General features: G+C 55.1%; 5 protein-coding genes and 1 pseudogene. 2 read left to right on the top strand and 4 right to left on the bottom strand.

What is annotated here, in order from left to right; all coding sequences use genetic code 11:
* From tnpA to ACYCTF_RS13965, 3 genes and pseudogenes are all read right to left on the bottom strand, one after another.
* On the bottom strand, positions 1–145 hold a 145-nt coding region (gene tnpA / locus ACYCTF_RS13975), incomplete at its 3' end, for an IS66 family insertion sequence element accessory protein TnpA (RefSeq protein WP_461285068.1).
* 357 nt (positions 146–502) lie between these two features.
* The gene (locus ACYCTF_RS13970) at positions 503–775 is read right to left on the bottom strand and encodes a hypothetical protein (RefSeq protein WP_461285067.1); all 273 of its coding nucleotides are present in this window, start codon (positions 773–775) and stop codon (positions 503–505) included.
* A gap of 593 nt (positions 776–1,368) precedes the next feature.
* Positions 1,369–2,525: pseudogene (locus tag ACYCTF_RS13965) on the bottom strand (IS3 family transposase).
* Positions 2,526–2,600: 75 nt separating this feature from the next.
* Here ACYCTF_RS13965 and ACYCTF_RS13960 point away from each other — a divergent pair.
* The gene (locus tag ACYCTF_RS13960) at positions 2,601–2,936 is read left to right on the top strand and encodes a type II toxin-antitoxin system PemK/MazF family toxin (protein ID WP_461285066.1); all 336 of its coding nucleotides are present in this window, start codon (positions 2,601–2,603) and stop codon (positions 2,934–2,936) included.
* Between the two features lie 123 nt (positions 2,937–3,059).
* On the opposite strand, the gene ACYCTF_RS13955 is transcribed toward ACYCTF_RS13960, so the two are convergent.
* Positions 3,060–3,947, bottom strand: coding sequence for an NAD(P)-dependent oxidoreductase (locus tag ACYCTF_RS13955; protein ID WP_461285065.1), 888 nt, complete (start codon positions 3,945–3,947; stop codon positions 3,060–3,062).
* Between the two features lie 646 nt (positions 3,948–4,593).
* Between ACYCTF_RS13955 and ACYCTF_RS13950 the strand changes: the two genes are divergently transcribed.
* Positions 4,594–5,673 (top strand): AbrB family transcriptional regulator, encoded by a 1,080-nt coding sequence (locus tag ACYCTF_RS13950; RefSeq protein ID WP_461285064.1) that lies wholly within the window; start codon positions 4,594–4,596, stop codon positions 5,671–5,673.
* Positions 5,674–6,587: the final 914 nt, after the last annotated feature.

Raw genomic sequence — 6,587 nt, 5'->3', positions numbered from 1 at the left:
AACGCCCGCGAAGCTCCAGGCTGCGCCGATAGAAGTACGTCAACCGTAGCCCATGCCGGGCGCAGAAGTCGCGCGCACTCTCTGCGCTTGCCTCGTACTCGGCAAAGAGCTCTTGCCAAGCCTCATTGCTGCGGATCTTTGCCATCCATCCGTCTCCATCAATGTGATGGATCGGATCGTAAGCGACTTAGAGGATCGCGGGCAGGGTGCGGTTGCTGGAGCGCTTACCATCCGAGCACCAGCGCGGGCGAGAACAGCTCTGCTGACAGAAACTGACGCTCTCGCCGCCTATCATGAGTGGATTGGGCATGGAGAATACAGAATCAGCTCCGATCTCTTGAGTCACAATTTTCCGAAAGCAACGCCGCTTTAAACCTGTCCACTAATGCACGGTCGATCCGACCATCGTTTGCAAATCCCGAAGACCGGGGACGTGACTCACGATCAGAAGATTCAAATTAACGCCGTTATGCACTTGAAGAGACGACCGAGTTACTGGCGATTAAGGGCGTGAATAAACTGAGGCAATACGAGCCAGTACCGCCTGACCGTGAGCGAGCGAAGCCTTCGCGGCCAAGTTAAGCTTGTCTTCAATCATGTGACGTGGAAGCCACTTGGCTTCCTTGCCGGAGAGTTCAATACATCCGAATGCGGTCGATTGGATGGCCATGAAGTGATTATAGGCCTCGTCCGATTTTGAGATTACTTCCGCTCTGATGACCGACGTGTGACCCGCCTCCGTTTCATCCGTTTTTCCTCTTGCCGTTGCGCCCACCTTGCCGCACCCTGACGACGTTGGCCGACAGAATCCCAGCCCGGAAGTGGCGGATGACATTTTTCTAGTGCGTCGAGCCAAGCGCACACGGCCGCATTCTGTCCTTCGTCATAGTATGCAGCCTCCGGCGGCAGCGGTAACGGGCAGATTTCAAGTGCGCGCAATGGCTTGGCGGTGCCACATGGTTCACCAGTGTCCCAGTGGTACTCAACGAACAGAAACGGCGTTGGGTCCATCTTGTAACGCGAGATCAAGAAGCCTTGAGCCTCCGGGAGCCAGATGCCGACATAGGCGTTACGCGCCCAAATCGCGTAGGCCATCCCCGCTTGCATGAGCTCGATGCTCAAATAATCGGCATTGGTCCGCATATGCAGAAACCAATTAAGGCGAAGATCGTCTTCGGAGAACATTGTTAGTTGGTTACATCCCTTTATCAATCAATGCCTTTATTAGCGAGGTCCCTTTGGCGATATGATCCTCCGCATCTATGCTGCTTTGCTGTGCAATCGCAGTTATCCATTCAGAAGGGTTGCTCCGAATGGTCTAGGTACCGTATCGACCAATGATCTTTCCCAGAAATCACGGACACTCAGTTAAGCCACATGCCGCTGCTCGAAGGTCTCGGGAGAGAGGTACCCGAAACCGGAGTGTAGGCGCTTTCGATTATAGTATATTTCGATGTATTCGCAAACCTGTTTCTGCGCCTCCTGACGTGTCGCAAAGCGTTCTCCATGGATGGCCTCGACCTTCAGGCTGTGGTTCCAGCTCTCCATGGCCGCATTGTCATAGCAGTCGCCTTTCTTGCTCATGCTGGCAATGAGGCCATGGGCCTTCAGAAGACGCCGATAGTCATGCGCGCAGTATTGGCTGCCACGGTCGGAGTGGAGGATAACCCCGCGGGGCCGCTTGCGCCGCCAGAGCGCCATACGCAGGGCATCGCAGGTGAGTTTGGCCGTCATCCGTTCGGACAGGACTAAGCCCACGACTGTGCGGGCATAGAGATCGAGCACCACGGCCAGATAGAGCCATCCCTCGTCGGTGGCGATATAGGTGATATCCGAAACCCACTTCTGGTTCGGACGTTGCGCGCTGAAGTCCTGATTGAGGAGATTGGGCGCCACCGGCAGATTGTGCTCGGAGTGGGTCGCAGCCGCAAACGTGCGGGCGGCCTTGGCGCGTAGCGCGTTTTGGCGCATCAGGCGCGCCACACGGTTCTTTCCGACCCGCTACCCCTCGTGACGGAGCGCCCAGGTGATGCGTGGCGAGCCGGCGCGCCCCTTGTGGTCGTTGGTGATGCGCCGTATGGCCTCGACAAGACTCTCATCGGCCTTCGTGCGCGGTCGGGTGGGACGGTCCCGCCACTCGTAGTAACCGCTGCGAGAAACGGACCTCAGGCCACACATAAGGGCGATCGCATGCTCCCCTTCGTGGCGTCGGATCAGGGCGTACTTCACTTCGACTGATTCGCTTACCGTACGCCTGGGCTTTTTTAAAAACGCGTTCTCCTCTTTAATGTGCGCCCTATCCCGCGCTAGGCGGACGACCCAGGCCTCCTTCAACCGCTGTGCCTAGGTGACAGTGGCCCCATCTAGCGCTTGCGCCGCCAGGCATAGATTTGGGTCAAGGCGATCCCGAGATCCTGGGCCACAAGGGCCACTCCATCCCGCTCGGCGCGCTTCAAGGCTTGGTCTTTGAACTCGTCGCTGTAACGCTTCCGAGTCGTCTTCTCGGTTGGCTTCTTGGTTTTCATCATCTCACCTCAGGTCAAGAGTTTATTCTCTTAACCGGGTGTCCGGGAGACCGGGGAAGGATCAGATATGGACGAGTGAGCGGGACGCGGCGCACGGATTTGTTGACCGTGGCTATAGCGGGTGACTTCGGGAAACCGAGACCGGCGCTGGTGGTGCAGTCTGATCAGTTTAGCGAGCAGGCGACCGTCACCGTGTTGTTACTGTCGGGAACGGTGCTGGATGCGCCATTGTTCCGAATAACAGTACATCCTGACGGGACCAATGGATTACAAAAGATTTCACAGATCATGGTCGATAAGGTCCTGGCGGTAAAGCGCAATAGGTTGGGGTCTGTAGTTGCTTCCGTTAGTGAGCAGGTAATAATGGAGGTGAGTCGTTGCCTAGCGGTGTTTTTAGGTATCGCGAAATAGCAGATTGTCGCCAACCTCGGCGTTTATCAACCTGAACGCTTGTTTACTGTTACGATCTGGGTGATCACAATGGGTCAGAAAACACGTATCGAGCATCATGGGGCTCGACCTCCCTTCCCGCCACTATTTCTTATGTGCCAAACCTGCATCTTGGGCGGCGAGGCTACCTATGGCCGACCAATCCTGCGTTTCGCCCCCTTGCGCCGCCAAGGCGATAAAGCGGTCACGCAAAATACTTGCAAAGGGGAGGGGTACAGAGAGGGCCTCTGCTGCTGTTAGAGTGAGGCGGATATCCTTTTGTCCTAATGGGGAAGAAAAGCCAGGGGGCCTGAAATTGCGGTCTGCTATTATGGCACCATAATTCTTGTATAGTGGTATATTGAACAGACTTGATGTAAGTATATCCAGATAGGCATGGCGATCGATTCCCCCCTTTTCAACAAGGGCCATAGCCTCGCCAAGAGATTCAATGACTGCGGCAATCAAGAAATTGCCACTGAGTTTGACAAGATTGACCTTTTCCTGTTGTTCTGCGACAACAAACGTGCGTTGACCTACAGCATCAAAAATCGGTCGCAGACGATCTATGACATTAGGTAGACCGGCCGCCACAAGAAATAACTTACCCGCTGCCGCGGCATCAGGACGCCCGAATACAGGACACGATACATAGTGTTGCCCCGCACCTGCATGTGCAGTTGCGAGTCGCGCCGAGAGTGCGACACTAATAGTGCTACAGGAAACATGGATAGCCCCGGCCGGTAAATTCTTTAGTAGGCCGTCATCAGAGAATGTAACATGCTCAACTGCGGAATCATCCGCCAACATACTGACAACTACTTCGGCGTCGGTGAAATCCCTCACTGATTTAGCGGCGCGCGCGCCGCGGGAGACGAGGGGCTGCATTTTTTCTGGAGATCGATTAAAGACAGTCAGCGCATGCTCCGCTGTCAGCAGGCGGCCGGCCATGCCCGAACCCATCTGCCCTAATCCGATAAAACCGACCTTCACGGACGTCTCCTTGCTGACCGTTCATTACGTGAGCCCATTGGTGGAAACCCTAACCCGAATCAAAAAAACGGTCAAGGTGCCAATTTGAGCCTTGACAGGAAATGTGCCAATGGTTTATCAAGCCGATCACTAAAGCCCAGGGACATCATCCGTCGTCGTGCGCGTGTATGAAGGGGGTAACGCTTAAGGCAGAACGAAAGAGGTAGCGCCTTTCACAAAAAATGCCGCGCATTGTTCTGCTCGGCACAGCAAGCTCACGTTCTGTCATTGCGAATATATCTCGACTACCATAGAACCCGGGTGGCCTATTGGCGTATCCAGGATACGCTTCTGTAATTCACATGGGCACGCAAATGTCTGCGATAAATGACTGTTAGGGCATCCGTGAGGAACGGGATAGAGAACTGTTTCAGGGCGTGGATCGTAACTACTTACCCGGTTCCGCACACGGCTCCCCGAAAAGCACCATCTGGATGGCGATCAGGGGATTGGTGCCTCGGTCAGCCATGGATCGTAAATCAGACTCTTTGCAGCTGGCGTGTCCGACACCGAGCGGTCTAACATTCATTCACAATGGCCGTTGGTGGTCGATGACACAGCCACCACGGGCCTTTATTCGGCATAGCAGCTTCGGGAGCTTGGAAGGATGCGCAGTACAACGGCAATGATCTCCGGCAACGCGCGCCAATGGGCCGTACTTGTTCTTGGCAGCATCTTGCTGAGTAGGAGTTTTGCGGCACTGCATATCCCTGCAGCACCGCTATTTGCCGGTATGGTCACTGGAATCTTCGTCAATATCGATGGGCGCCTTATCTATTCGCCCCGCTTATCGCGAATTGCACAGATTATTCTTGGTGTAGCTATCGGTATGCTCTTTAGCTACAAGGCCTTCTCAGCGATTGACGGACACTTCTTAGTCGTGTTGCTTGTAGCGTTTAGCACATTCGCCCTAAGCCTGTTGTCTGGGCTACTGTTTAGTCGTCTCGCAAATATCAGTCGCACCACAGGGCTTTTGTCCATGACCTCGGGCGGCGCCACTGGAATAACTGCCGTTGCCCAAGAGCTTCACGCCGACCTCCCGCTGGTAGCCATAGTACAATACCTGCGCGTCGCTTTGGTCATGGCTACCATCCCTGTAATCGTCATGTTTGTGTTTCACGACTCAGTAAGTCTGCCAACAATTGCCACGACCCAATCTTTGGGTTGGTCGGCATGGGGAGCGGCGCTTCTATCCGTCGGTTTTTGCGGACTTAGTGGGGCTTGGCTTGCCCGCCTCCTTCATATTGCCGCACCGTACCTACTAGGGCCTTTGATCGTCTCCCTACTGCTAACCATCGGCCACGTATCCATCTTGCGCAGTCTTCCTAGACCGATCATAGAAATAGCTTATGTTTTGATTGGCTGGCAGGCAGGCCTACAGCTGTCCATTGCGCGTTTGCGCTCGCAGGTGAGACTAATCCCGATCGCCTTAGGCCTCATAATCGTCATCAATCTGCTTTGCGCAATTTTGGGATACGTGCTTGCCCACGTAGTAGGCGTCAGCGATCTCGACGGTTACCTCGCTACCGCTCCCGGTGCCCTTTATGCGGCACTCGCTATCAGCATGGCCGCCAATGGTAATGTTCTTTTTGTTCTGGGAGTTCACATGATCCGCCTATTTATGATGCTACTGATCATCCCGCCTCTAGCGCGCTTCGCTGCAGTTAAACCTCCCTCCACCGCTTGATCCAAAAACCGGACCCTGCCGGAGCGCACTGACCCCCGCCTGCTTGGGCGGATCGGTCAACCTACGCAATGGGGCGTTCCCCGGCAACCTCGTTTAACCTGATCGGACTACCGGGGTTATGGCATCGATTTTTTTGCGCAAGATCAGCATGGCCCACCGAACGGGTCTGCAGGGCCACCAGCATCGGAGGCCTGACCTTCCGTGATCTGCACCATGGACGACCTCCCGGCTCTTTGAGGCGTGGTTGAATCCTGTGGAGGTCGCGGCGATTACCGGACACAAACCCCGCAGATGCTGAAACGGTATGCGCGCCTGCGGGACGAGAATCTGGTGGGGAGGCCGGGGTAGGTAAATGGGCACCATAGGGCTGGCGCCGGTAGTCGTGGTGGGTTATTTGTGCTTGTGGCCGCGATGATTGAGCCACGCAAGAAGGAGCCCGCCTCCACCAAATAAGAGCGTTACCCATCCCAACCCGATCCATAGCTGTGCCGTTGTAATATCGCTCATAATGTTCTGTCTCCTAATATTGAGACAGCAGCAAACTCGGTGACTGCTCCCCGCCCTAAAGGCCGGAGCTTCCCACTTCCTAGGCAGCCACCATCCCGATAGAGGATGGATTGACGCCGCCTCCATGGGCGGAGACCGACAGTCCTGCGGCCTTTAACCTGAGGTTGCCCCCCTAAACCCCCCAAAAAAGCCCCCTAACGCCCAGGAAATCAAGCGTTTGGGTGCTTTGTGGTCTGGTGAAGTGTAGGCATGTAATAGTTGTTTTATTGCTTGCAATGCACGGTTATGTGTGCTATGTAGTAGGCATGCATATCCATATCGTGCCCAATCGCGGCTCCCGCCCCACCATCCTGTTGCGGGAGTCCTATCGCGAGGGCAAGAAGGTCAAGAAGCGCACGATCGCCAAT

The sequence above is a fragment of the Acidiferrobacter sp. genome (assembly GCF_054609335.1).
Note: the sequence above shows the minus strand (reverse complement) of the source record. Positions and strands in the feature narration are given on the sequence as shown.

Coding starts and splice junctions, on each gene's coding strand:
- ACYCTF_RS13950 (WP_461285064.1), top strand. CDS start 4,594: ATGCGCAGTACAACGGCAATGATCTCCGGCAACGCGCGCCAATGGGCC.